Origin of the sequence: Pseudomonas sp. UBT (assembly GCF_050915955.1) — a bacterium.
Taxonomy (GTDB): Bacteria; Pseudomonadota; Gammaproteobacteria; order Pseudomonadales; family Pseudomonadaceae; genus Aquipseudomonas; species Aquipseudomonas antarctica_A.
This window is the reverse complement of sequence record NZ_CP168081.1, coordinates 493,568-515,914: the sequence shown is the minus strand read 5'-3', so window position 1 is coordinate 515,914 and position 22,347 is coordinate 493,568. Positions and strand designations below refer to the sequence as shown.

Here is a 22,347-nt window from a genome sequence, read left to right as displayed (position 1 = left end):
ATTTGATAAAAAAGAATAAATTCAGATAATACGTTTTGAATGCTTCATGAATATTTTCTCCCAAGTCAAAGAGTTCGTCGGGTGATCGATCGGCTAAAAGCCGCCCCTGAGGCGTGTGTCGAAGCTTGCAAGGTATCTAAAAAATACGGGCCGATTCAGTTACGCAAACGTTCAGCACAAACTTGCGTTTAGCGTAGGCAGGAATCAAATTTGAAAGCGAAGCGTCACAGGAAAATTACACTGCATCTAGAAAATCCGCTTCGGCGGGTTTTCTCATCGCCCGGCTCCTGGTTGTGCAGAAGGCCCCGGGCATCAGAAAGGCTTTGGACTAATGCCTCAAATGCGGGGCGGCACTATCGTGTTATATCGATGATGACGCCGTCGCCATTGTGCTATTAACAACCAAGAGCTTCATGCTGAGCTGTACCCAGATCATAAGGCTCTGGAGGCAAGCGCCTACCGTATCCCCTCGCCAACACACCTGCGTAGCTTCAATGCTCGCCAGCCCAGTAACCCTACACTGACTAAAAACCTTTGGGCCGATGTTGATCAAGCAGCACTGCACAAACCGCTTGATTCGAAACACAACCTTTAAAAGGATGGCTCTATGCACCGGGCACTTTATCGGCAAAACGAGGATCAGACTCTGCTTGCGCTGGAGGCCCTTGAGGTGCTCGATACGGCTGCTGAAGCGGAGTTTGACGCCATTGTGCATGCCGCATCGGTCGTGTGCGGCGTACCCATTTCACTTATAAGTTTGATCGACGAGCACAGGCAGTGGTTCAAGGCCCGCGTGGGGCTGCCCAATGTGATGGAGACAGACCGAGACATTGCCTTCTGCGCGCACACGGTTCTGGGAGACGAGCTGTTTGAGGTGCCCGACACCCTTAGCGACCCACGCTTTATAGACAACCCCTTGGTGACGGGAGACCCATACATTCGTTTTTACGCGGGAGCGCCTTTGCGACTGAGCTCCGGCGAGCGGATCGGTACGCTATGCGTGATTGATCGCACACCTCGGTGGCTGACTTCAGAGCAGCGCGAAACACTCATAGCTCTTTCGGTTGCAGTGGTCAAGAGTCTTGAAGGTCGCGCCTCAGTAAGGCAGCTCAAGCAATCCACCTTGATGAATGCTAGAGCAGCCACAGTACTTGAACATAGTGCCGATGCTGTCATCGGATTGTCGGCAACAGGCCAAATAGAGCGGTGGAACCCGGCGGCCACTCGCCTATTCGGTTATGAAGCGGCGGAGGCGATTGGACAGTCCCTTGATCTACTCATCCCAGAGACAGATCTTGCACAAAAGGCGACCAGGATTCTGCGTCGGGAGCAACCGCGGTATTTCACCTATGAAGCTGTGCGCGAGAAGCAGGATGGCACGCTTCTAGACGTATCGGTAACGATTGTGCAAGAGATCGACGTTGACGGCACCCTGTTGGGATCGACCAAGTTTGTGCGCGACATCACCGCACGTAATCGAATCGCGAGCGACTTGGCCCAAGTGGCCGCAGATTTGCGCTTAATTACAGACAACTCTCCATCCATGATGGCCTACTGGAATAGGGATTTGACCTGCCGGTTTGCCAACCGAGCCTACCGCTCCTGGTTCGGTAGAGATCCCTCAGAGCTAATAGGGAAACCTATCTGGGACTTGCTGGGGGCAGAGCTTTTCGAGCGCAACAAACCACATATCGAAGCCGTTCTATCCGGAGTGCCGCAAAATTTTGAGCGTGAGATTCCTGGGCCAAAAGGTATCTCTCGCCACAGCATCGCGAACTATATTCCTGACATCGCTGACGGTGAAGTAAGGGGTTTTCTCGTTGAGGTCACAGATGTCACGTCGTTGAAAAATTCCCAGTTGGCGCTTAACGAAGCTACTGCAGCAATGCGGCAGGCACAGCGTTTAGGTCAGATAGGAAGCTGGGAGTGGGAAATCGCGACAGACACTACAAAATGGTCACCCGAACTCTACCGCATCATGGGCTTCTCACTGCCAGTTAAGCCTCCCGGCAGTAAAGAGCAATCTCATCTGTATCTGCCTGAAAGCTACGCCCGGCTGCAAGAAGCGATTGCGTGCGCTAAGAAGTCCAAACAGTCTTTCAGAATTGAGGTTGAGATCGTCCGGCCCGACGGCGAACAGCGCATTTTGGATGCACGAGCGGAGCCTGTAATCGATGACTCTGGTTCGATGGTTGCGCTACGTGGCACAAGTCAGGACATTACTGAGCGAAAGCAATCCGAAGATCTGCTACGTCGCTCTGAAAACTTTCTCGCCCGTACCGGCGAACTCGCGGGTGTGGGGGGGTGGGAAGTTGACCTGGTAACGGGAGATGTCCGGTGGTCAGACCAAGTCTGTCACATCCATGGATTGCCATCAGGTTATCAGCCCACATTAGAAGAAGGCATCTCCTATTACTTGCCAGACTCGAGACCGCGTATCCAGCAGGCAGTCAATATCGCCATATCCGGAGGGAGCGGCTTTGACCTTGAGTTGCAAATCATGCGCAGTGGCGGCGAGCACCGATGGATCAGAACAGTGGGCGCGGTGGAGTTCGTCGATGGTCGCCCCACGAGGTTGGCTGGAGCAATCCAGGACATAACGGAAAGCCATAATCTTGCGACACAACTTGCACAGCAGCATGAGCTGATGCGAGTCACCTTGCAGTCCATTGGCGACGCAGTGATCACAACTGACAAAGAGGCTTTGGTCACTTGGCTGAACCCTGTCGCTGAACGTCTAACCGGCTGGACTGCCTTGCAAGCCCGTGGTCAGCGACTTGAGCAAGTCTTTAACATCATCAAAGAGGATACACGTCTACCTGCAGAGAACCCGGTCATCATCTGTATGCAGCAGGATAAGGTAACGGGACTCAGGTACAACACTGTACTGGTATCCCGTAACGGTGATGAATTTGGTATTGAGGATTCCGCTTCACCCATCCGCAACGAATTGGGAGAGCTGCTGGGGACGGTGCTGGTCTTCCATGACGTGACCGAGCAACGCCGCCTCAGTGGCGAGATGAAGTATCGAGCCACTCATGATGCGCTGACCGGATTGGTGAACCGGCTGGAGTTTGAAGTTCGGCTGGAGCGTGTGCTTTCAGAATGCAGGCACAGCGATAGTGAGCACGCCCTGATGTTCATCGACTTAGATAAATTCAAGCAGGTTAACGATGCATGTGGCCATGCGGCGGGAGACTTACTTCTGCAGCGAGTATCTCGTCTACTAGGCGATGCAGTGCGAAGCGGAGACACTGTTGCAAGGATGGGAGGCGATGAATTCGCCGTGTTGCTGGAACATTGCTCGATAGAACACGCTCAGAAAATTGCGCAGCAGATGTGCGACCGAATGGTTGAGTTTCGCTTCTTCTACGATGGCAAGAGCTTTCAAGTCGGGACAAGTATAGGGCTGGTATCCGTGGATGGACGCTGGGACTCTATCTCGGCCATCATGCAAGTAGCGGATAGCTCCTGCTATGCGGCCAAAAGTACAGGCCGCAACCGCGTCCACGTCTCGTTTGATAGCAACACTGTCCTGGAAGCACGTTCTGGCGATATGCATTGGGTGACGCGCATAGAGCAGGCGTTTGCTGAAAACCAGTTCGTTCTATACGCGCAACGAATTATTCCCTTGGCGGGGGAGTCGCGATTGCTACTTGCCGAAGTGCTCATTCGTATGCGTGAAAATGACGGCCGTATTATACCGCCCTGCTCTTTCCTGGCAGCGGCCGAGCGCTTTAACCTGGCCAGCAATATCGACAAATGGGTGCTCAGGCGCACCATTACACTGCTAAAGGCACTCCCGACACTGGATAATATAGAAATGCTCTCCTTGAGCTTTTCAGATCAGTCAGTGAATGACCGAGCTTTACATTACGAGATCTTTCAGATGCTCGAGGAAGCAGGCGAGGCGATATGCAAGCTGCTCTGCATTGAATTTAAAGAAACAACGGCCATCAATCACTTGGCCGAAGCCAAACACTTCATAGCGCATGCGAGCACATTGGGTATTCGTATCGCGCTAGAAAACTTTGGAGCTGGCGCTACTTCATTCGGCCACCTCAAGTCACTGCGCATCGACGAGTTTAAGGTCGATGGTCAGTTCATGCGCGACATACTCACCGATCCGCTTAACGACGCAGCGGTGCGTTTTTTTGTGACGGTGGCCAAAGCGACGAAAGCCAAGACAGTAGCGAAATTTGTAGACAGTGCCGAGGTGCTAGCGCTAATCCGCGAAATGGGCATCGACTATGCACAGGGTGATTTTCCTCACCAACCGGAGCCAATTGAGGCACTGCTTGACGAAATAACTCACTGCTCTTCGTTCCGCATAAAGCGCCAGTAACGCGAATCTCATTAGCTATTACGGTACAGAAGCACATCGGCATAACCGCAGACGCGGCTCGGCAACCGCATCCGCACCCTGTGCCACAGTTGCCCTTTATTCCAGGTAGGAGCTGTGTCCGGTATGGATTTGTGCTCGGGCGGCAGCTAACTGCCGCTCCTACCCCGCTGGTCGAGATCCCGGCTGAGCCATCCACAGGCCGGGCATCACCCTCTATTCAAAATAAAGCAGTAGCGTCCATTGTAAGTCCAGATATTTCGGAATACCTTGTACAAAACCTATACAAAGCTCTAAGCTTGTACAATAATGGCTAATAGCTTCCAGTGCTGCATTTTGAGGGTGAATGCTCACTTCTCGGCCAAGAAATAAAAATTGTGCAACGCCGTGCCCAGGACGCCAGGCTGTTTTTTTTTGACATTAGACATGCTGAGTTCGACGCCACGGCTTTGGGAGCCAATCTCGAGCAAATGCACTCGTCATTGCATGCGAGCTTTGCAGATGGCCGCTGGGGTGCCGTTCTAGACGCGACACGATGGAGTGCCAGTTGCCAACCTAGGTTTCTGGGTCACTGCGCTGAAATGGGTGAGCATCACGGCCGCTCCTTGCGTTAGTTTAACGTCTATACTTGCGCTTACGCCCCGATTTGAAATGGATGCCCTATACTGACGTGAGGCGCCGCTTTAGAGAAAATCGCTGCGAAGTGCCAGCGCTAGAATCCAAGGATGGCAAACGGCCTAATTTATAAAAAAGTAGGCTCACATATCTCCATCAAAATCGCCCAGTTAAGAAGCTCGGCAACTTTAGATATAGAGATACACCTCAACCTGTCAGTTGGTATCTGACATTGGTAAATTCACCAACACCAAGCCATGTTTGTTGATGCTCTTAGATTGCAATCGACAACAGTTAGACGCGCGCCATCTCCAGTGCGACGTCTTCACCTCGTCATATGCCGATTGCAATGCAGGAAATTTCTCGCACGTGCGCCTCAGCGCGCAAGCGCGCGAGCCACGCTCTTATTTCCTTTGCAATATTGGAGAACTCTGTGACGCTAAGTATTTCTCGTTTGATGGTTTTCTGTGCAGCAGGCTTGGTCGTAACTGCAGTCGGTTTGACGTTATTAATGCACACTCAAATCAATGACCTCGATGACATGGAGCTCAATAGCAAGCAGTTAGGAACTGCTCTTGAATCAACCCAAAAATTGCGTTACGACAGCGCACAAATTCAACAGTTTTATACTGATGCCAGCCTAACCCAAGACGCTGATCCCTTAGACGATGCGCAGAAATATTACGCCGCGTCGCTTCAGTTACTTGATGAACTAACGCCCATGGTTCCGAGCCTCTCCAGCAGTATTCAGGCTTTGCGCACTCCACTTGAGCAGCTTAACAGCACCGGTAAGCTCATGGTGCAGGCTTATGCCCGTAATAAAGTTGATGGCGATAAAGTCATGGAAGACTTAGACCTGCGCTCAGCGAAAGTTATTTCGGATTTCGCTGCTTTTAGTGAGCCGCTGGATAAGCTATATCGTCAGCAGCTAACTGATAGTAAGGCTGAGCGCACAATGATTCGAACCACTAACCTCATCGCGTGGAGCACGGTCTTGGTCATTATGCTTGGGGCGTTGTGGTTAATTGCCAATCGGGTACTACCGCCCATGCAGTCTTTGAGTAAGGCTCTGAGTGCGTTGAATGACGGTAGTGGCGACCTGAGCCGCACTATCAAATCGAATCGAGATGACGAAATTGGACAGGTTATCGAGCTGTTCAATGCGTTCCTTGGAAACCTACGCCTCAAAATTACCACAGTTGCAGATGTTTCGACGGGCCTGGAGCGCTCCGCCGAACAATTGCTCAGCGATGCTGGCGCGTCTCAGCGCAGTGCTACAGATCTTCAAGTCGAGGTGGAACAGGTAGCGGCGGCGGCTAATCAGATGGCCACCAACGTGCAGGGCGTTGCTACAAACGCGCAAGCCAGCGCGGCTCAAACTCAAGATGCCGATAAGCAGGCGCAAGCGGCGATTGCCGTGGTCAATAAAACTATCATAGATATTCGCGCCCTGGCAGACGAAGTAGGTCGTGCTGCAATTGTGATCTCCGATCTAGAAGGCCATTCACGCGAGATAGGTGGGGTACTGGAGGTGATTCGCACTATTGCCGAACAAACCAATTTATTGGCTCTCAACGCCGCCATTGAAGCCGCTCGTGCAGGCGAGCAAGGTCGTGGTTTTGCAGTAGTGGCTGACGAAGTACGTACGCTCGCAAGCAGAACGCAAAAGTCTACCCAAGAGATAAACGGCATGATCGACCGCCTGCAAAACGCTTCGAAACAAGCCGTAGAAGTAATGGACGATAGCCGTGTCTTCGCAGAGCGCGGCGTGCAGCAGGCGATTAGCGCTGGCGAGGCGCTACAACGAATCAGCGGACTGGTGTCTTCTGTATCAGACATGAGCCTACAGATAGCTCAAGCTGCAAATGAGCAGGCTATGGTTACCGACGAAATTAATCGACGAATCAGCAGTGTGTCAGTGGTAGCCACCACCACTGTAGCGCTAGCGGAAAGCACTCTTAAGCGCGGACGCGAAAGCGGCGGAGACGCCGAGCGTCTATTGGAAATTGTGCATCAGTTCAAACTCTAACTGATACTTGATCGCTCCGTTTATAGGCAAAGCGACTACTCGACTAAATTCACTACAAGAGAAGTAAGAGCGTCCAACCCAAATGGCTTGGTAAGAACATGCGTATAAGGTTCGAGATGAACGTCTTTCAATACGGCGTTCTCGGCATAACCTGTGATAAAAATGACAGGAAGATTGGGTCGACATTTCCGCCCAGCCTCAGCCATTTGTCGCCCGTTCATTCCTCCAGGCAATCCGACGTCGGAGATGAGCAGGTCGACAACTGCATCAGACTGAAGAATTTTCAAGCCGCCTACACCGTCAGAAGCTTCAAGCGTGGCGTATCCAAGATTACTCAGGACGTCAGATACGAGCATCCGGATCGAAAGTTCGTCATCTACGGGTTGGGGCGGTCAATCTCGACCAGCATCGGCACGGCAAAGGTCACGAACAGGCCCGGCACTAGGTTGATGTAGAGCAGCCAGTGCCAAGAGGAAATGTCGGTGATCCCCTCGACCGCCGCCGAGCCCGACGTGGGCGCGAGGGACGCTACGGCGCCGATGGTAGACGCGGCGATCATCCGTCAATTGCAAGATTGTTGTCGAGCGAAGACGTTGCCTTGAGGGCGTAAATGAGATCAACCGACCGCTTGTATCTAACAGATTGAACCGCCCACAACACCGTGGACATTTCAACCTCGTTGAGAGCCTCGGCATCCTGTCGGGGCGTAGCGATTTATCTCTGGAGGAGCTTCAGCAATACAAGCATCCGGCCTTATGCGCTAGATCCTGCCATGACGGTTCGGGCGTATGGATAACCACAGTTGTTGAGGACGTGTTCGGCTATCGATTATTGCTAAAATTCGAGAAAAACCGGAAAGAAAATGACTAATTACGAGAAAATCCCGAATTTAGTCTCATTAATTCGCAGAGCATTTACAAAACTCGCGTCTGGCTTGGCTTACGGATTTTCTCGTAAATAAGCGATTGGCTCATTACCCGACGTCAACAGCAGTTCTATGAGTTCCGGACGTTTGCCCTGAACCCAATGCTCAGCGCCTTCGGCTAGCATGCCGCCCGCGACGCTCTAGGCCAAACTGCCAAAGCGCATCAACCGCGATAAGCAGCTACCAAGCACGGGCAACGCGCCGGGCACGCGAGGCTTCATAAATGAAGCACCTCCACAAGCGCGGCAAGCAGCAAGCAGACGCTTGCCACGAAGGTAAGCCGTAATCGCATTGGCTGGTACCAAGCGGGCAAGCTCATAACCCGCAATACCTGCTTGTCCTGCCAGAGGTGGACAACTAAGCCGATGACCAATAGCAAGCAACCCAATGGCATTGGCAATAACGTGGCAATCCAAGCAATAAGCGCCGGAATGACACTCCAGATAAACCGGTCTCTGCCCTCCTCGGCGCTCATGTCTCGCACGGTCATGGCGAAGCCCCAGTGTAAGGCGCCGACGAAGCTCAGGATGACTGCGCCATAGTTAACAAGCGCAATCGCAAACAACGGCCGATAGTCGAGTGAGAACGGGATCAGCAGCGCCAGAAAAATAAACGGCAACAGACCGCCATAACCCAGCAGGCTGACGTGCTTTGGCGGAGACGTTGAAGGCAACACGTTCATTTGTATTCCTTGCAGTGAGCGACACTCAAGACTGTAGGCCCAAAAGCCCCCCTTGGGCGAGATATTGTACGGATCCGGTTTAGGTTGAACCTCTGTTGCCTAGGTGGACTCCCAGATCTAAATCCAGGAGAACCTTATGAGCCAAACAGCTTTGGTCGTCGGCGCCAGCGGCATCGTCGGCAGCGCCATTACTCAATTACTCATCGACAACAATTGGCAGGTCGCCGCGCTATCGAGGCATCCGTCACAATTGCAAGGCGTGATCCCCGTCGCGGCAGACCTTCAGGATCCTGCTTCGCTGGAACATGCGCTGGCGGATTTGAAACCCACTCATGTGTTCATCACCACATGGTCACGGCAAGCCACGGAGGCCGAAAACATTCGCGTTAATGCCGCCATGGTACGCAACGTGCTTGCCGCCATTCGGCCAGCCAAGAGCGTTGAGCACGTAGCACTGGTTACTGGCCTGAAACACTACCTCGGCCCTTTCGAAGCCTACGGTAAAGGCAGCCTTCCGCAAACACCGTTCCGCGAAGAGCAGGGTCGTCTGAATGTAGAGAATTTCTATTACGCCCAAGAGGACGAACTTTTCGCCGCTGCTGAAGAGGACGGCTTCACATGGAGCGTTCATCGCCCGCATACCGTCACCGGGGTTGCCGTAGGCAACGCGATGAATATGGCAACCACCCTCGCCGTCTACGCCTCGATTTGCAAACAAACCAATCGCGCTTTTGTATTTCCGGGATCAAGAGTGCAGTGGGACAGCCTCACCGATATGACGGATGCACGGCAATTGGCGAAACAACAACTGTGGGCGGCCACCACGCCGGCTGCGGCCAACCAGGCATTCAATGTCACTAATGGTGATGTGTTTCGCTGGAAATGGATGTGGAGCCGAATTGCCGAATACTTCGACTTGCCTGCTGCCGATTATCCCGCCTCACTCTCACCTCTTGAGAAGCAAATGGCTGACGACCAAGCCATGTGGACGCAGATAGTCGCGGAGTACGGCTTGAAACAAGCCGATATTGGTCGCCTGATATCCCCATGGCATACCGATGCAGACCTTGGTCGACCAATCGAAGTCGTCACTGATATGTCGAAAAGCCGTGCAATGGGCTTCACCGCCTACCAAGCGAGCGATCAAGCATTCTTCGATGTGTTCGACAAACTACGCGAGATGAGCTTGATACCCTAGTTCGTGCCACAACGGATAAAGCACTGTGAATAAGTAGAGGCCGAACGGTGCGGGCCCCTTTTAGGGGCCCGCAGTCTTGAACCGAGCAAATTGCTCCATTTTTATACCAATGCTCACTGGAGCAATGGCGTGCGGAAGCCCGGATACCTAAAAGAACATGAAATCTCTACCCCTTAGGCGGCAGTCCAGCAATGCCAGTCGATCATGATCTGGCGCGTCTACTGAGTAATCTGAGGGAACATTGCCTTACGCGCGTCAGCATCCATCTCGGTCTTGTAACTGTGCTGGGTCTTCAGCTCTTCGGTTCGCTGTGCTGCCGGTCGAGCATTGATGTCATCAAGGAGCCGTTTCACGTTTGGAAGTTTTACCCAAGCGTCATTACCTAGGATGAAAGGTACCGCGCGCGCCCACCCCCATACGGCCATGTCCACCAGCGTGTACTCGCTTCCGAGCATGTAAGGCTGTTTGGCCAGGTGCTCGTTGATGATGGTCCAGTGACGCCAGGCTTCGAAGGTGTAGCGGGTAACGGCGTAGTCTTTTGGCTCAGGTGCGAAGTGCTTAAAGTGGACAGCCTGTCCAGAGTACGGGCCGATGCCGGTCGCGACGAACATGAGCCAGGAGTACATCTCCCCTCGCGCCTTGAGATTGTCAGCAGGCAGGAACATCCCGGTCTTTTCGGCTAGATAGAGCAGTATGGCGTTGCTGTCGAATACCACGTTATCACCATCAATCAGAGCCGGTGTCTTGGCATTCGGATTGATCTTAAGAAACGCCGGATCGTGCTGTTCACCCTTGCGCGTATCAACAGGGATGAGTTCGTACTCAAGGCCTGACTCCTCCAAGAACAGCGCAACCTTCGCGGGGTTAGGAGACGGGTGATAGTAGAGTTTGATCATATTGACTCCGTGCAGTGGTTTTCAGTGAACATCGCTAAAGCCAAGGGAGGAAGACCCAGGCTTTTGATTGCAATACCAATGGCGTCTGTTACACACGCAGGATCGGGATTAATCCGAGCCAAAACTCGAATACCAAGTAACACACTCAGCAAATGATGCGCCCCCTGCTTCACATCAATCTCGACAGAATCGACAGATTGCAGGCGGAAGGCTTGCAGGCGGCCTTCAAAAAAACTGCGAATGGCGTCGAATTCTTCTGCGACGGCCTGTCGCAAATCCATGTCTTCTGCATTTGCTTCGAGGGCAGAATTCACCAACAGACACCCACGATGAAAAGGATCGTTGAGTGTGCGACTCAATACCTCTGCGAAGAACCCAGTTATGGCCATTCCCGCGTTTGGCAGAGCTTCAAGGCGCCGAATTCGATCACGCACACTGCACTCCAGATAGTGCACGAGGGCGCGACGGTAAAGACTACGTTTGTCGCCAAACGCGTTGTAAAGGCTTGGCTGATTGAGCCCTGTGCGATTGACGAGGTCTCGGGTCGAGGTGGCCTCGTAGCCCTGCGTCCAGAACGCTTCAGCGACGGCTGTTAAAACCGTCGACTCATCGAATGTACGGGGACGGGCCATGGTTTTCGCACGCATTTGAGAACTGTTGTTGACCATAGCACAGGTTTTGTATCGATCACCACAAAACGAATTTCACATCTCCGAACTTCACTGACCAGAGATGCGCACGGAAGAACTCTCGAATGGAGGAGCAAGAACTGGTCAATTTTTGATATCGACTCGCACCCTTGTCATCAAGTGAATAGGCGGAGCACGTGAACCAACCATTCAGCGCCAGGGTCATCTACCGTCGCATGCAATCGGTTAACCTGCCTTTTGAGAGGCGAAGATCACTCTTTACCAAAATGATGAGTATGGGCGAGTAACGAATCGGGTATCCCGTCGCGAATGAATCCGCCCTCTTCTATCCAGGCTTGGGTTCACTGATAAGTAAGCTGCAGCAGTTGGTCTGTCTGGTTGAAGTCGAACACTGAAGCGTCCAGTGGGCATTAAGCGCGGACGCGAAAGCGGCGCAGACGCCGAGCGTTTATTGGAAATTGTGCATCAGTTCAAACTCTAATCGCGCGTCATCTCGGGCGAGTCCAGTCGGCTTTAGATGAGGTTGGCAATCACATTGCCCACAACGAAGTCCATCTTTCCAATGCGCGGCCCGTGATCCTACTGGGCAAAGGGCGGCAATTCATCTCCTCGCAACGGCTATCTCACCGCATCAAGGCCGGCGCAGCAAACTTCGTCCAGGGACATCGAAGGACTCTATAAATCTCCGAAACCACCTGCATCGTCGCGTCTTCGATCGATCCTTCATTACGGCATAAAACCCAGCCGTGATCTGCAACCGCTTGCTCGAACGACCTGGTACAAGCGACATGTTCTTCCAGCTTATGGATTACGGTACTGCTCAGCCCGCGCCGGCGCGCCGCTGCCCTCGCCCATGAAATATCAGGGGCGGTGACAACCCCGACATGCAGGTCTGGGACACGCACGTTTCGATCAATGTTCAACTGTAGAATCTCTGCAAACGCGATTGTCCGGCGAAACGCGGCATCAGACGGGTACCAGCGATCGATCAAAATGATGCTGCCAGGTGGCTGTTTAGCCAGAACGTGCTGGGAAATCCAGTTACGGCTATCAGCAAAGCGCTCACAAACCCCCAGCTCCAAATCCCGGGAGGGATTTCTGACGAGCTTGTTAACGAGGGCCATTGTTTCACCCCTATAGGGATCGCTTTTTTTCTCGCAAAGCCGGATCACCTTTTTGTTGTCTGCCCTCAGTACTTTCGTAACGGCCTCCAACAGTGTGGTTTTGCCAGTGCCTTTGGGCCCATCGAGAGAAACAAACAGCGGACGATTCATTCTTCAAACAACGAGTGATATACGTTTTTTTGCCCGATTCGTTCGTTGAAACCGCTTGGCGCGACTACGCGAATCGAGTGGAGGGTTCTTATGAACAGACAGTGATGAACACTCTACCCCGCTTTCTGGCTAAAGGTTCCCAAAGTCCAGGGTCTCACACTCTCCAGATAGACAACCCTGGGGAGTACGAGGTGAAAACCACTGAAAACGTCTCCTCGCGGCTCAACGGCGCAGGAAACGGTCCAGCACCAGCAGGGCCACTGCGCCGATTGCAAGTGCGGCAACAGGCTTCTCTTTAACGAACGTAGATACGCTGTCCAGTGCGTCACCATAGGTCTGGGTCAACTGACCAGCAGCCTGGCGACCGGCACCTTCAGCTTCAATTTTCGAATCACCCAACAGTTTCCCGACCGCGCTCTGCGCCTTCCCGGCAAGTTTTTCTGCAACACCTTCGACTTGTTCACTCTTCATGATTCACCAAACCTTCGCGTGTAAGGGGTTAGCTCAGGGTCGAACTAACCTGGGGGCTATTTGCACAGCGTTAGGGTGATGGGCATTATGATTAGTTCAGAATGGATGAGCCTCAGGAGCCGTTCGCAGAAACCGACTTATCAACCGTTTCGAACAGGAAACGCCAAGCAAAAGCTCGTTCCTGCTGGACTGCTGTCTACGGTCACCCGACCGCCATGTAACTGCATAATTGAGTGAACGATTGCTAACCCCAGGCCACCGGAGTCATCTGGCTGATTGCGTGATGGGTCGCACCTGTAGAAGCGTTCAAACAGTCGCGGTAGATGCTCCGCTGAAATCGGCGGGCCTTGGTTGTGCACAGAGACTTCAACCCAGTCCTCCCGCACCACACTGTTGATAATCACGTCCGCAGCGGGAGCTCCGTAGCGCAGTGCATTGGCCACCACGTTAGCCAATGCTCGACGGATCAAGGCCGGATCAGCCCGCAATTCAGCATGGGCATGATTGATCAGCGTTACATTGCGCTCTTGCGCAACGCCCTCGAAATACTCGCACAACTGTTCGACCAGATCATGCAGGTTGATGCGCTCGTCATGCACGGATGCTTGCGACTGCTCGGTACGCGCAAGAAACAGCATGCTGTCGATCATTCGCGCCAGCCGCTCATATTCCTCTTGATTGGATACCAGCAGGTTCTGGTAGTCCTCGATTGAACGACTGTGCCTCAGGCTGTGTTGGGTATGCCCCATCAGATTACTGAGCGGGGTACGCATCTCATGGGCGAGGTCTTCCGAGAATCGTGAGAGCTGGGCGAACCCTTCTTCAAGGCGTGCAAGCATTTGATTAAGTGCATGGCTGAGCGCTTGCAGTTCACTCATTTCATTGAACTCATCCAGCCGCAGATGCAGATGCTGTACATCAATGCCGGTTGCGCGCTGCGCCAGCCTGCGCACAGGTTGCAAGCCTCGTCGACTGACCCACCCGCCGAGCAAAAAAGCCAACAGCGCGCCGACTGACATGGCCAGCCAGAGTTTGAGTCGATAAGCCCCCAGCATCTGCTCACGCTCACTTAACAACTTGCCCGCAATAAGGGTCAAGCCGCGCCCGCCCTGCATGACATCTTTCCAGGCAAGTCGCACTGCCTGCGAGGCATGGCCGTCACCGAGCCGGGCCTGGGCAGCCGCTGGTAACGTGGGCAAGCTCATGCTTACGGGGTTGATTTCGATCAGCAACTGGCCCGTGTCATCGACAATCCACAGCAGGTTGTCGCGATTGCCAAGCATATTTTCGTAGAGCGTGGGCCGATTTCTGAGTTGCTCGACGCTGACACTGTCATTGATCAACGCCTGCATGCGCTCCAGGCGCCCAAGCAGGGCCTGGTCATCGCGCCACGCGATTTCTCGCTGTAACGACTGATAAAGATAAAAACCAATCGAGCCCAGCAGCAGCGCACTGACCAACGCGAACATGACTGCCAGGCGCAAGCTCAAGGCACGCGGGAACAGTTTCAGGATTGCACCTCGAGCATGTAGCCGATGCCACGCACTGTGTGTATCAATTTAAGCGGGTAAGGATCGTCAACCTTGGCGCGCAGACGCCGGATGGCAACGTCGACCACATTGGTATCACTGTCAAAGTTCATCTGCCAGACCTGTGAGGCAATCAACGAGCGCGATAGCACCTCCCCTTCACGACTGACCAGCAGGTGCAACAGGGCAAACTCCTTGTTGGTTAAGGTCAGGCGCTCTCCCCTGCGCGTAACCTTACGCCGCAACAGATCCAGGCTCAGGTCTGCAACCAGGAACTGCTCGACCTCACGGGGCGGCCCCCTGCGCAGCAGAGTACGTACGCGTGCCAACAACTCGGCATAGGAAAAAGGTTTGACCAGGTAATCATCGGCGCCAGACTCAAGCCCCTTGACCCGATCCTCCACAGAGTCCCTGGCGGTAAGAAAAAGCACCGGGGTTTGCCACTTGCGCCGAATAATCTGAAGCAATTGCCATCCGTCCAGGCCCGGCAGCATGACGTCCAGGATGATCAAGTCGAACTCACTTTCCTGCGCCAGGTACTGACCCTCCAGGCCATCCAGGGCGACCTCAACCACGTAGCCCGATTCAGTCAGGGCTTTGTGCAGGTAATCCGCTGTTTTCGCTTCATCTTCAACGACCAGGATACGCATCTCTTCCTCCAAACCGGGAGCATAGGCTAGCGCGCCCGACCGGTTTGGCACATTACATCTTGGTAATCATGAGGCAATCATTCTGACGGAGTGCACGGGTCATCATGCCTGGCTATGACCCAGCCAGACAAAACAAAGGAAAACGCATGCGTATAAGCCTATCGACTTCATTGCTGATGTCACTCGCAATGAGCTCTGCGCTCGCCGTTGCAGCCCCGGCTCAAGTTGTGCAGCGCAACGACGTGTCACTGGCAATGGCCAATGATTTGCTAAATGCCGCGCTGGCAGCGTGCCATGCCGATGGCCGCACAGGTGTTGCTGCAATTGTCGACCGCGGAGGCAATTTAGTTGCCCTGCAGCGCGACGATAACGTTGGCCCACACAACACATTAGCGGCCCAACGCAAGGCCTATACCGCCCTGTCGACCAAGACGCCAACACGACTATTGGCAGAGCGTGCTCGCAGTACACCCGATGCTGAAAACCTCAACACCCTGGGTGAACTATTGCTGCTGGGCGGTGGAGTCCCGCTGTTGTTTGAAGGGCAAGTCATTGGCGCTATCGGAGTGGCTGGTGCCGGTGGGGCCGCATTCGACGAAGGTTGCGCATTAGTCGCTATCAACAAAATTTTACCTGCTGTTAAAAACTAAGGACATCATCATGACTGTATTAAAAGCACTCTTCGCTGGCGTGGTATTGAGTGTCGTATCGTCACTGGCATCAGCGGCAGGAAACCCGCTCAGTGTGCATGTACTCAACTTACAAGATGGTTTGCCGTCCCCGGGTGTCAATGTCACGCTGGAAAAACAGGACGGCGAGCACTGGAACATGCTCAACAGCGCAGCGACAAACGAGCAAGGTCGTATTCCCGGGCTTTACCCCGAAGGTCAGGCCCTGGAAAAAGGCACCTACCGTGTCACCTTCAAAACCGGTGAGTGGTTCAAAGCTCACAAGATCTCAAGTTTCTTTCCGGAGGTGCCGGTCATTTTTGAGGTGGACGGCACCCTTGCGCACTACCACATCCCATTACTGCTCAGCCCCTACGGTTTCTCTACCTACAGAGGGAATTGAGCTTCTACCGGACAAAGAGACAAGGCCGCCCCTCATCCCATGGGCGGCATTTTTTTGCACGCCCCGCTTTGCTGGAAATGACCGGTTGGGCCCTCCCCCCGAACATGAACGCCTTCGCCTAGCTCGCCGCCACCTTCCTATCGAAGGCACAGGCAGTCCCTTCACAAAACTGGGCATCACCGTCCTTAGCGCAGTAAAAAAACACTGCCCATTGTCAGGCTGTTTCTTTCGGCATATCTTGTATAAAACTTATACAAAGGCCTTGTCGATGTACAACAAAATGAATTGGCCGCTGACGCTGTACTTTGACGGTGAATGCCCTCTGTGTGCGCGCGAAATCAAGTACCTGCGCGGGCACGCGGTGAAGGATCGACTGGTTTTTGTGGACATCAGCAGCGGTGCATTCGATGCCGAGGCACTCGGGTTTACGTTCGAGCACATGCAGTCGTCGTTGCACGCCCGTTTCGCTGACGGACGCTGGGTAACCGGCCTGGACGCCACCCTGTGGAGCTGGCGAGCCGCCGGTTTGGGTTTTTGGGCAGCGCCACTGACGTGGCGTGCATTGCGCCCGTTGCTTGAACTGGGTTATCGCCTTTTCTGCCGCTTACGGCCCCATTTGGCGTGGTTACCCCACCCAGACAGTGGTCGCCGCTGTGTCGATAACCGTTGCACGGTGCCAGCGTCCAAACCCGCATCAGACGAGCCGTCAACGTTGAAAACCAAGCAGACCTAGAAAGTTTCGCCTGGTCATGGCCCCGACGCAGAACCTGGGTCATGGCTGATCTGGCGAACCCTGTGTCATCTGCGTCAGATCGTGCGCAGCAGATACTCTCCTACCGCCAAGGATTGCCGACACATACAGCGCAGCATGGCTGCGAGGAATTAAGATGAACCCATCATTAGCCGAACATTACCGTGAAATTCTCGTCGGCGTAGGCGAGAACCCTGAGCGTGAAGGGCTGCTGGACACCCCCAAGCGCGCCGCCAAAGCGATGCAGTACCTGTGCAATGGCTACACAATGAGTCTGGAGGAAGTGATCAATGGCGCATTGTTCGAGTCGCAAAACGATGAAATGGTCATCGTGCGCGACATCGAACTGTATTCATTGTGTGAGCATCACATGCTGCCCTTCATCGGCAAGGCTCATGTAGCGTACATCCCCACCGGCAGGGTACTGGGCCTGTCGAAAGTGGCCCGAGTGGTGGATATGTTCGCCCGTCGCCTGCAGATCCAGGAAAACCTGACCAAACAAATTGCCGACGCCATTCAGCACATCACCGATGCCGCCGGCGTGGCGGTGGTCATTGAAGCGAAGCACATGTGCATGATGATGCGGGGCGTAGAAAAACAAAATTCGGTGATGACCTCATCCGTGATGCTGGGCGCCTTTCGCGAGTCCTCTGCGACGCGTCACGAGTTCCTGCAACTGATAGGGCGACTGGGTTAACACCAACAAATCGCATCAGACCGCAGGAGAGCCTGGATGAACAGTCACTTGACGATGAACTCCCTTGGTGAGGGCTATCGTGCCCTCGTGATAGGCGCCAGTGGCGCGCTCGGCTCGGCTTTTTGTGAGTTGCTCAATCAGGATCCACGGTGTGCGTATGTTCGTGAGTTGGGGCGCAACAGTGTTCCATGCCTTGATCTGGAGGATCCCGACAGTATCGCCAGAGCGGCAGCCGAATTGACTGAAGAAGCACCGTACCAGTTGATCGTGCATGCTGCAGGCCTGCTTCATCGCGACGAAATAAAGCCTGAAAAAAGCTACTCCGCGATTGCAGCAGACGCGTTGCAGTCGGTCTTTCAAGTCAATACGTTCGGGCCTGCGCTGGTTTTGCGTCACTTCCTGCCGTTGCTGGATGCTCATGGCGCAATGGCGATGCTCTCTGCCAAGGTAGGCAGCATCGGCGATAACCGCCTGGGCGGCTGGTACGCCTATCGTGCCTCCAAGGCAGCACTGAACATGCTGATTAAAACGGCTGCCATCGAACTGGCACGAACCCGCCCTCAGACCCGCTTGTTGAGCCTGCATCCCGGCACGGTAATTTCGGGCCTGTCACACCCGTTTCGTGGTGCCTCGGCAGCCAGGCCGGCGAACATTGCTGCCCATGAGTTGTTATCTCTGATTGACCGCTTGGCGCCTGCCGACAGCGGCAATTTCTTCGCTTATAACGGCGAACGTCTCCCCTGGTAAGCAGGGAGTGGACCTTGAACCTATAGGGGCTGACCGATCATCAATGATCGACTCAGGTTGTTGCAGTGCGCCCATGATGAGATTTGCGGCTCAGATGAAGGGCACATCGAATCGTCGGCAATGTCTCGGTAAGTCACAGGGATACTTTCAAATGATCTCGAAAACCTTCTTGCCCCCCAAATTGTCCTAAAATGATGTGAAATTTACTGGGGCTCGGAAAATGATCAACGCAGAACTGCTGAAACTGGTTGTTGAAGCATCAAACGATGGCATCGTCGTTGCGGAGCAGGAAGGCGATGAGAACATACTGATCTACGCCAACCCCGCCTTCCTGCGCCTTACAGGCTATAGCGCCGACGAAACGCTGTACCAGGACTGCCGCTTCCTGCAGGGGGATGACCGTGACCAGGCCGGCCTCGCCGCTATTCGCGAGGCCATTAAGAACCTTCAGCCCTGCCGGCAAATCATTCGGAACTATCGCAAGGACGGTAGCGCCTTCTGGAATGAGCTGTCGATTACTCCGGTTTTTAACGAGGCGGACCAGCTTACCTATTACATCGGCATCCAGAAGGACGTCAGCGTCGAATTTGAGGCCCGCGAACGCGTGCGTGAACTTGAAGCGCAAGTCGCCAGCTTGAAGGCTCAACTGGCTCAATAGCCATGAGCGGCCTGAATAGAGACTTAACTCGCCTCAGCAAGCCCTAGGGTTCAGGGAATGGCAGTGGTGCATCTCCATCGCGTCGCACGGCAAAAACATTGAGTGTCATCGCCACAAACGCGTAGTACCCGTAGACACCTATCAACTCAACCACAGCAGGCTCGCCAAGCGTACTGACGGCGTCGGTGTACAGAGCATCATCAACCCGACGATGCTCATAGAGCGCCCTCCCCAGACGATAAACAATACGTTCGTCATCCTGCTGAAACTCGGGCAAAACCTGCTGCTTGAGCGACTCGATGATGCTGTCTGACACACCCGCGCTGCGGGCAATGGGCTCGTGAATTTGCCACTCGGCCTGGGACTGCCACCAGGCGGCAGTGACAAGAATTGCCAGCTCGGTCAATCGAAGCTCCACGCGCGTACCGTATCGGCAAAACGCACCCAACTTTTGCGCATGGTTGGCAAGCTCGGGACTGTGAATCCAGGCTAAAAACGGGCCGTCAAGGTTACCTCGTGGGCCACTGATAATCTCCCTGAGGACAGCTCTCTGTGATTCATCCATCTGTTCTTCAGAAAGTGGGCTGAGGCGCGATTGTAGGGTCATAGCTAATTTTCCTTTAAGGCCCACCTCGGAGCCACGTTCCAAGAGGATAGTTGCAGCGATTCTTCCCATGACGGGACTCAATGTGCTGCTCGGATAAAACCGTCGGCCGTTGCGATCCCATGATCCGCTTCAGTCATCGATCCGATTCAGGCAGGTACCTGCACATCAATCACCGGAGCGTTTTGCGCCTGAACGCGCCTTAAAAGGCAACACAAAACTTATACGCGACATTTATCCATGTACAACAAAATCGGGTGAGTGTTGACGTTTTATTTGGCATCCGCACCCGCTTCGTCCGTCCTGCTCATCACACCTACCGGGCGACTGCGGATAACAACACCTGGCGATACCGGATAAAGGCAAATCACCAAGACGCCCAAAGGATCAACGTCATCGCTCAACGTATCTGGGGCGAGTGGTTTTCAGGAATCTCGATAACGGTCAAGAATTCATGGAGTGAAATTGAATCACTGCAAGGCGAGAGGGTCATTTGCTGGGAAGTTTGACGTTAGAGGGACAAAGGCCGAGTAAAAGGCGGCCTTGGAATGCGACGGACAACGCACATAACCAACCATGCTTTAGGCGTGAATGGCTCCAGAGCGAAAATAGCGTTAGCATTCCGCCCACTCGGCTTAAACAGCCTGTTTTTCAGATCAGGGTCGCATCGTGGAAAAGCTAATACGCCTCCAAAGTGGAATAGAAGGGCTCGACGCTCTGCTCAAGGGAGGGCTGGTCGCAGGCGCTTCATACATAATCCAAGGGCGCCCAGGGTCTGGCAAAACGATCCTCGCCAACCAGCTTGGGTTCCATCATGCGAACAATGGAGGTCGGGTTCTGGTCGCCACGCTATTGGCCGAGTCACATGACCGTCTTTTTCAATTTCTTTCTACCCTGAGCTTTTTCGACGCGTCCAAAGTCGGCGCCGACATTCAATTTGTCAGCGCGTTTGACACTCTGGAAAACGAAGGTCTGGATGAAGTAGTAAAGCTGCTTCGGCGCGAAATAAGCCGTCAAAAAGCCACGGTGATGGTAGTCGACGGTCTGCTCAATGCGCGCTCAAAAGCCGACTCGCCGATCGACACAAAGAAGTTCATCTCCGAATTGCAGGGGCATGCCGCTTTCGCGGGTTGCACGGTGCTGTTTCTCACCAGCTCCCGGCTCGACGACGGTAGCCCTGAGCACACCATGGTTGATGGCGTAATCGAGATGGGCGAAGAGCTATATGGAACGCGCTCAGCACGTCGTATTCAACTGCGTAAAACCCGTGGCAGCGGAGCAATGACCGGTCTGCATGAGTGTGAAATCACGGACAATGGATTGGTGGTTTACCCGCGTCTCGAAAGCCTTTATAGCCACCCGTCCGCCCCCGACAGCGCCGACATGACGCGTATTGCCAGTGGTATTGGATCACTGGACAGCATACTGGGCGGAGGCCTTTACAGTTCCAGTGTGTCTCTGGTCATGGGCCCCTCCGGGATAGGTAAAACCACGCTGGGTCTCAAATTCCTGGCCGAGTCGACGGTGGAAACTCCGGGGCTGCATTTTGGCTTCTACGAGAGCCCGCAACGGTTGCGACTCAAAGGCCAATCACTGGGTATCGATATCAAAGGTATGGAAGACAGCGGCGCGCTGACCATTGCCTGGCAGCCTACTACGGAAGGCCTGCTGGATGGACTGGGCGCACGCCTGCTGAGTATCGTTGAAGCAAAGGGCATCAAGCGCCTGTTCATCGATAGCCTTGGCGGTATGACAAGAGTCTCGACAAATCCGGCGCGGATCAATGACTTCTTCAGTGCATTGATGAACGAGCTGCGATCCCGGGGCGTTACAGTGTTTGCATCCTGGGAAATGCGCGATCTATTTGGCTCCGAGGTCAGCGCACCAAGCTCTGACCTGTCCAGCATCGTCGACAACCTGATGCTGATGCGATTTTCTGAGAATCACTCTGAACTAAGCAGGACGCTATCTATTCTTAAATTACGAGATAGCGCTTATGACCCCTCGCGATTTGAGGTCGTCATCCAAGATCAAGACGTTTTCCTGAAAAAGGCTTCAAGGCATGAACCACCAGTCCCCACTGAGTGATCTCCCGGTTCGATTTCTTAAGCTTTTAAGTGGGTTGAATTAACATGACCACCATCCTGGTCGTCGACGACGAGTATTTGATCGCTGACATTCTCAGCTTCGCGCTGGAGGATGAGGGGTTCATGGTGGTGACGGCCAGCAATGGTCGAAAAGGACTCGAGGTGCTGGACAGAGAACGGCCTGCCCTGATCATTACCGACTTCATGATGCCGGTCATGGACGGCCTGGAATTCGCCACCGCCGTCCGAGCCCTTCCTTGCGCGAATGATTTGCCGATCATCTTGATGAGCGGTGCTCAGGCACATATCGGTATGCAGAGATCAGATTTGTTCGATGCTGTATTGGCAAAGCCATTCAATATCGATTTGATCATTGCCGAAGTTAAAAAACTCTTGGCTTCAGGATAGCGCGCAACCGTTCAACGCCATGAGAGCCCGCCATGTCACTCAAAGGGCTCTCATTTGCGCTCA

At 53.8% G+C, this 22,347-nt stretch carries 19 protein-coding genes and 4 pseudogenes; 12 read left to right on the top strand and 11 right to left on the bottom strand.

Features of this window, described 5'->3' with window-relative positions; translation table 11 throughout:
• Positions 1 to 607: 607 nt before the first annotated feature.
• From ACDZ94_RS26760 to ACDZ94_RS26750, 3 genes and pseudogenes are all read left to right on the top strand, one after another.
• A complete protein-coding gene (locus ACDZ94_RS26760; RefSeq protein ID WP_432751692.1) occupies positions 608 to 4,345 on the top strand; it encodes a PAS domain S-box protein in 3,738 nt (1,245 codons plus the stop codon).
• A gap of 949 nt (positions 4,346 to 5,294) precedes the next feature.
• Positions 5,295 to 6,080: pseudogene (locus ACDZ94_RS26755) on the top strand (hypothetical protein); the annotation flags it as partial.
• Between the two features lie 201 nt (positions 6,081 to 6,281).
• Positions 6,282 to 6,986 carry a methyl-accepting chemotaxis protein gene (locus tag ACDZ94_RS26750; protein ID WP_432751859.1) on the top strand — a complete coding sequence of 235 codons (705 nt, stop codon included), beginning with the start codon at positions 6,282 to 6,284 and terminating at the stop codon, positions 6,984 to 6,986.
• A gap of 35 nt (positions 6,987 to 7,021) precedes the next feature.
• Here the strand turns inward: ACDZ94_RS26750 and ACDZ94_RS26745 are convergent.
• The 3 genes and pseudogenes from ACDZ94_RS26745 to ACDZ94_RS26735 form a co-directional block, all read right to left on the bottom strand.
• A pseudogene (locus ACDZ94_RS26745) lies at positions 7,022 to 7,366 on the bottom strand (response regulator); the annotation flags it as partial.
• Between the two features lie 5 nt (positions 7,367 to 7,371).
• A pseudogene (locus ACDZ94_RS26740) lies at positions 7,372 to 7,548 on the bottom strand (DHA2 family efflux MFS transporter permease subunit); the annotation flags it as partial.
• 580 nt (positions 7,549 to 8,128) lie between these two features.
• The gene (locus tag ACDZ94_RS26735) at positions 8,129 to 8,593 is read right to left on the bottom strand and encodes a DUF3429 domain-containing protein (protein WP_221294720.1); all 465 of its coding nucleotides are present in this window, start codon (positions 8,591 to 8,593) and stop codon (positions 8,129 to 8,131) included.
• A 136-nt stretch (positions 8,594 to 8,729) separates the two neighbouring features.
• On the opposite strand from ACDZ94_RS26735, the gene ACDZ94_RS26730 reads away from it, so the two are divergent.
• Positions 8,730 to 9,791 carry an SDR family oxidoreductase gene (locus ACDZ94_RS26730; protein WP_432751691.1) on the top strand — a complete coding sequence of 354 codons (1,062 nt, stop codon included), beginning with the start codon at positions 8,730 to 8,732 and terminating at the stop codon, positions 9,789 to 9,791.
• 218 nt (positions 9,792 to 10,009) lie between these two features.
• Here the strand turns inward: ACDZ94_RS26730 and ACDZ94_RS26725 are convergent, their stop codons facing one another.
• The 6 genes from ACDZ94_RS26725 to ACDZ94_RS26700 form a co-directional block, all read right to left on the bottom strand.
• Positions 10,010 to 10,687, bottom strand: coding sequence for a glutathione S-transferase family protein (locus tag ACDZ94_RS26725; protein ID WP_221294718.1), 678 nt, complete (start codon positions 10,685 to 10,687; stop codon positions 10,010 to 10,012).
• Positions 10,684 to 11,319 carry a TetR/AcrR family transcriptional regulator gene (locus ACDZ94_RS26720; protein WP_082895887.1) on the bottom strand — a complete coding sequence of 212 codons (636 nt, stop codon included), beginning with the start codon at positions 11,317 to 11,319 and terminating at the stop codon, positions 10,684 to 10,686. Before ACDZ94_RS26720 ends, ACDZ94_RS26725 begins: the two co-directional genes overlap by 4 nt.
• A gap of 641 nt (positions 11,320 to 11,960) precedes the next feature.
• A complete protein-coding gene (locus ACDZ94_RS26715) occupies positions 11,961 to 12,611 on the bottom strand; it encodes a dTMP kinase (protein ID WP_262664739.1) in 651 nt (216 codons plus the stop codon).
• Positions 12,612 to 12,833: 222 nt separating this feature from the next.
• Positions 12,834 to 13,082: a CsbD family protein gene (locus ACDZ94_RS26710; protein WP_064452415.1), complete on the bottom strand. Its 249-nt coding sequence runs from the start codon at positions 13,080 to 13,082 to the stop codon at positions 12,834 to 12,836.
• 140 nt (positions 13,083 to 13,222) lie between these two features.
• Positions 13,223 to 14,593 (bottom strand): heavy metal sensor histidine kinase, encoded by a 1,371-nt coding sequence (locus ACDZ94_RS26705; RefSeq protein WP_432751858.1) that lies wholly within the window; start codon positions 14,591 to 14,593, stop codon positions 13,223 to 13,225.
• Positions 14,590 to 15,261: a heavy metal response regulator transcription factor gene (locus tag ACDZ94_RS26700; RefSeq protein ID WP_064452413.1), complete on the bottom strand. Its 672-nt coding sequence runs from the start codon at positions 15,259 to 15,261 to the stop codon at positions 14,590 to 14,592. Before ACDZ94_RS26700 ends, ACDZ94_RS26705 begins: the two co-directional genes overlap by 4 nt.
• Positions 15,262 to 15,407: 146 nt before the next feature.
• Between ACDZ94_RS26700 and ACDZ94_RS26695 the strand changes: the two genes are divergently transcribed.
• The 6 genes from ACDZ94_RS26695 (at position 15,408) to ACDZ94_RS26670 (ending at position 19,185) form a co-directional block, all read left to right on the top strand.
• On the top strand, positions 15,408 to 15,911 hold the full coding sequence (locus ACDZ94_RS26695) for a GlcG/HbpS family heme-binding protein (protein ID WP_064452412.1): 504 nt from the start codon (positions 15,408 to 15,410) through the stop codon (positions 15,909 to 15,911).
• Positions 15,912 to 15,921: 10 nt separating this feature from the next.
• Positions 15,922 to 16,332, top strand: coding sequence for a hydroxyisourate hydrolase (gene uraH / locus ACDZ94_RS26690; protein WP_262664738.1), 411 nt, complete (start codon positions 15,922 to 15,924; stop codon positions 16,330 to 16,332).
• Positions 16,333 to 16,600: 268 nt separating this feature from the next.
• Positions 16,601 to 17,065: a thiol-disulfide oxidoreductase DCC family protein gene (locus ACDZ94_RS26685; protein ID WP_432751690.1), complete on the top strand. Its 465-nt coding sequence runs from the start codon at positions 16,601 to 16,603 to the stop codon at positions 17,063 to 17,065.
• A 154-nt stretch (positions 17,066 to 17,219) separates the two neighbouring features.
• Positions 17,220 to 17,780 carry a GTP cyclohydrolase I FolE gene (folE, locus tag ACDZ94_RS26680; RefSeq protein ID WP_064452409.1) on the top strand — a complete coding sequence of 187 codons (561 nt, stop codon included), beginning with the start codon at positions 17,220 to 17,222 and terminating at the stop codon, positions 17,778 to 17,780.
• A gap of 36 nt (positions 17,781 to 17,816) precedes the next feature.
• Entirely contained in the window at positions 17,817 to 18,527 is a 711-nt protein-coding gene (locus ACDZ94_RS26675) for an SDR family NAD(P)-dependent oxidoreductase (protein ID WP_432751689.1), read from the top strand.
• A 220-nt stretch (positions 18,528 to 18,747) separates the two neighbouring features.
• Positions 18,748 to 19,185: a PAS domain-containing protein gene (locus ACDZ94_RS26670; protein ID WP_064452407.1), complete on the top strand. Its 438-nt coding sequence runs from the start codon at positions 18,748 to 18,750 to the stop codon at positions 19,183 to 19,185.
• Between the two features lie 43 nt (positions 19,186 to 19,228).
• On the opposite strand, the gene ACDZ94_RS26665 is transcribed toward ACDZ94_RS26670, so the two are convergent.
• Entirely contained in the window at positions 19,229 to 19,792 is a 564-nt protein-coding gene (locus ACDZ94_RS26665) for a carboxymuconolactone decarboxylase family protein (RefSeq protein WP_221294715.1), read from the bottom strand.
• Positions 19,793 to 20,064: 272 nt separating this feature from the next.
• A pseudogene (locus ACDZ94_RS26660) lies at positions 20,065 to 20,202 on the bottom strand (inorganic diphosphatase); the annotation flags it as partial.
• Positions 20,203 to 20,455: 253 nt separating this feature from the next.
• On the opposite strand from ACDZ94_RS26660, the gene ACDZ94_RS26655 reads away from it, so the two are divergent.
• Entirely contained in the window at positions 20,456 to 21,877 is a 1,422-nt protein-coding gene (locus ACDZ94_RS26655; protein ID WP_432751857.1) for an ATPase domain-containing protein, read from the top strand.
• A 44-nt stretch (positions 21,878 to 21,921) separates the two neighbouring features.
• Entirely contained in the window at positions 21,922 to 22,284 is a 363-nt protein-coding gene (locus ACDZ94_RS26650) for a response regulator (RefSeq protein WP_064452405.1), read from the top strand.
• Positions 22,285 to 22,347: the final 63 nt, after the last annotated feature.